Source organism: Streptomyces sparsus (assembly GCF_054776295.1).
The window spans coordinates 1-3,425 of the sequence record NZ_BAAHCA010000532.1; the positions used below are offsets into that span (position 1 = coordinate 1).

At 73.1% G+C, this 3,425-nt stretch carries 3 protein-coding genes; 1 reads left to right on the forward strand and 2 read right to left on the reverse strand.

Annotated elements, in window-relative coordinates:
- Positions 1–66 precede the first annotated feature (66 nt).
- Both ACYVE9_RS19740 and ACYVE9_RS19745 read right to left on the reverse strand, forming a co-directional pair.
- Positions 67–1,431 (reverse strand): multidrug effflux MFS transporter, encoded by a 1,365-nt coding sequence (locus ACYVE9_RS19740; protein ID WP_461029212.1) that lies wholly within the window; start codon positions 1,429–1,431, stop codon positions 67–69.
- An 84-nt stretch (positions 1,432–1,515) separates the two neighbouring features.
- On the reverse strand, positions 1,516–3,156 hold the full coding sequence (locus tag ACYVE9_RS19745) for an alkaline phosphatase D family protein (protein ID WP_461029213.1): 1,641 nt from the start codon (positions 3,154–3,156) through the stop codon (positions 1,516–1,518).
- 113 nt (positions 3,157–3,269) lie between these two features.
- On the opposite strand from ACYVE9_RS19745, the gene ACYVE9_RS19750 reads away from it, so the two are divergent.
- Positions 3,270–3,425: SDR family NAD(P)-dependent oxidoreductase (locus tag ACYVE9_RS19750; RefSeq protein WP_461029214.1), on the forward strand; the 156-nt coding region annotated here is incomplete at its 3' end.

Here is a 3,425-nt window from a genome sequence, read left to right on the forward strand (position 1 = left end):
CGACCCCGCGGACCAGCGCGGCCAGTTCCGCGGGGTCCAGTCCGGCCTGCCGGGCGGTGCCCGGGGTCAGACGCGTGGTCGCCACGGGCGGCACAGCAGGAGGAAGCCGACGGCGGCCAGCGTCACCGTGGTGAGCTGCACCACGGCCATCGGCACCGCCGTGTGCTCACCCGCGATGCCCACCAGGGGCGAGGCGATGGCGCCGATGAGGAACTGCGAGGTTCCCAGCAGCGCGGACGCGGATCCTGCGGCGTGCGGCGCCCGCATCAGTCCGAGCGAGTTGGCGTTGGGCAGCACCAGTGCCATCGCCGACATCAGGACGAAGAGCCCGGCGGCGACCGGCAGCAGCCCGACCGGACCGAACACGCCGGAGGTGAGCAGCAGCAGCGCGACGGCGGCCGTCGCGACGATCGCCAGGCCGATGCCGAGCACCCGGTCCAGGCTCACCCGGCCGACGAGCACCCTGCCGTTGAGCTGCCCGACGGCGACCAGCCCGATGGAGTTGACCATGAACAGCAGGCTGAACGTCTGCGGCGAGGCGCCGTAGATCTCCTGGACGACGAACGGGGAGGCGGCGATGTAGGCGAACAGCGCGGCGAACGTCAGCGCGCCGGCGAACAGGTAGCCGGTGAAGACCCGGTCGGCGAGCAGCCCGCGCATGGCGCGCAGCGCGACCGGGATGCCGCCGCGGTGCCGGTCCGCCGGGGCGAGTGTCTCCGGCAGCCAGCGCAGGGTGACGAGCGTCAGCAGCAGGCCCATGCCGGCGAGGATGAGGAAGACGCCCCGCCAGTCGGTGAAGCGCAGCACCTGGCCGCCGAGCACCGGGGCGAGGATCGGTGCCGCGCCGGAGATGAGCATCAGGGTCGAGAAGAAGCGGGCCATGGCGAGACCGTCGAAGAGGTCGCGGACCACGGCGCGGGCTATGACGATGCCGGCCGCGCCGGCCAGCCCCTGCGCGAGGCGGAACACCGTCAGGGTCTCGATGGTCGGTGCGAGGGAGCACGCGGCGCTGGCCGCCACGTAGCCGGCCATGCTGATCAGCAGCGGGCGGCGACGGCCGAACTGGTCACTCATCGGACCGACGACGACCTGGCCCAGCGCCAGGCCGAGCAGACACGTCGTCAGGGTGAGCTGCACCTGCGCCGCCGAGCTGTTCAGCGCGCCCGAGACCTCCGGCAGGGCCGGGAGGTACATGTCCATGGACAGCGCGGGGAGCGCGGTGAGGCTGCCGAGGATCAGGGTGAGCAGCAGTCCGGCCTGCTGCCCGCGGCTGAGCGTGCCGGCGGGCACGGCCTCGGAGGCGGGCGCGGGTACCGGGACGGGAGCGGTGGCGGCCTCGGGGGCGCGCCGGGTCACGGCCTCGGGAGCGGTGGCGGGTTCGGGAACGGATGCGGTCGGGGCCGCCGGGGTGGGCGAGCCGGGGTCGGTCATGCACCTCTCCAGGAGATTGTTGACTGAGGACACATTCTCCCAGGCGGACCGGCCCCGGCCCACCCTCCGGGCGGGCCTGTTCGGTCACACCCGGCGCAGCCCGGGGCTCCCCGCCGTGGAGACGAACGACGCGGCGGTGCTGACGGCCGTCCCCGGCTCGCTCACCGTCGCAAGGGTGCGGTAGTCGACCTGCAACTGCCGGTCGTCCAGGGTGAGCAGCAGGTATCCCCGGCGGCCGTCGTAGAACCGCAGGTGCTCGTTGGCGTCCATGAGGGTCTGCCAGTTGCCGGGACGGGCCACTCCGTCGCCGCCGCTGGAGACGGACGTGGTGACGAGTTCCACACCGACGACCGGCGACCCGGGGTCGCCGGGCTTGCGGTGGAGGTCGAAGCCGTAGTGGACGTGGGTGTCCCCGGTGAGCACCACCAGGTTGTCCACCCCGTGCGTCTCGGCGCCGGCCAGCACCCGTTCCCGGGCCGCCGGGTAACCGTCCCAGGCGTCCATGGACAGCGGCCACGGCCCCTCGACCCGGTTGCGCCGGCGGGCGAAGACGACCTGCTGCGGCAGCAGGTTCCACACCGCCCGGGAGGAACTCCAGCCGTCGAGCAGCCAGCGCTCCTGGGCGGCCCCCGTCATCGTCCGGTCCGGGTCGGTGGACTCGGCGGTGGGCACCTTCCAGCCGTCGCCGTTGGCCTGGTTGTCGCGGTACTGGCGGGTGTCGAGCACGTCCAGTTGGGCGAGCCGCCCGTAGTGCAGCCGGCGGTACAGCCGCAGGTCCGGGCCGTCGGGGCGCTGCGGGCTGCGCAGCGGCATGTTCTCCCAGTAGGCGCGGTACGCGGCGGCCCGGCGGATCAGGAACTCCTCCGACGGGCCCCCGTCCGCGGACGTCTCCGGGACGGCGTCCGCGTAGTTGTTCTCCGTCTCGTGGTCGTCCCAGGTGACGATCCACGGGTGCGCGGCGTGGGCGGCCTGCAGCTCGGGGTCGCTCTTGTAGAGGGCGTACCGCAGCCGGTAGTCGGTCAGGGTGACCGTCTCCCGGTCGAGGATGTCGGGCAGTACGCGGTCGGTGTAGTTCCGCACTCCGCCCTTGGAGTCGACGGGGTACTCGTAGAGGTAGTCACCGAGGTGCAGTACCGCGTCGAGGTCGTTCTCCTCGGCGAGGTGCCCGTAGGCGGTGAAGTAACCGTGGTCGTAGCGCTGGCAGGAGGCCACGGCGAAGCGCAGCGAGGCGGGCAGCGCGTCGGCGGCCGGCGCGGTGCGGGTGCGTCCGACCGGGCTGGTCCAGCGTCCGGTGCGGAAGCGGTACCAGTAGTCGGTGGCCGGCCGCAGCCCGCCCGGCTCGATGTGCAGGCTGTGGTGGAACTCCGGGTGGGCGGTGGCGGAACCGCTCGCCGCTAGGCGGCGGAACCCCTTGTCGTGGGCCAGTTCCCAGCGGACCTGGACAGGCTTGGCCGGGAGCCCGCCGTCGGGGGCGAGCGGCTCGGGCGCCAGGCGCGTCCACAGCACGACGGAGTCGGGCAGCGGGTCGCCGGACGCGACCCCGAGGGTGAAGGGGTCCTTCGCGACGGCCCCGGCGCCGAGCGGACGCGCGGCGTGCGCGGGGCTGGGAAGGTTGGTGGTGAAGGCCAGCGCGGCTGCCGCGCCGGTGACGGTCAGGAATCCGCGGCGTCCCAAGTGTTTCGCTGCGGCGCGGAGTTCGGTGTCTGCGCTCCCGGTGTACGTCATACCGGCGAGTGCAGCGGGTGGTGACGGCCCCAAGTTGTCACGTACGCCTCATCCATATGGCGGTCGCATGACCTTCGGTCGCTGACAGGGGCTCACGTAGGCTGCCGCCCATGATGAGCGAGGACAACGCTACGTCGGGAGACGCGGCAAACCGCGTTGGCAGCGCCGTGGTCACCGGGGCGGGTTCCGGTATCGGCCGGGCGGCGGCACTGGCGCTGGCCGGCGCGGGCTGGTCGGTGACGCTGGTCGGCCGCCGCGCCGAGGCGCTG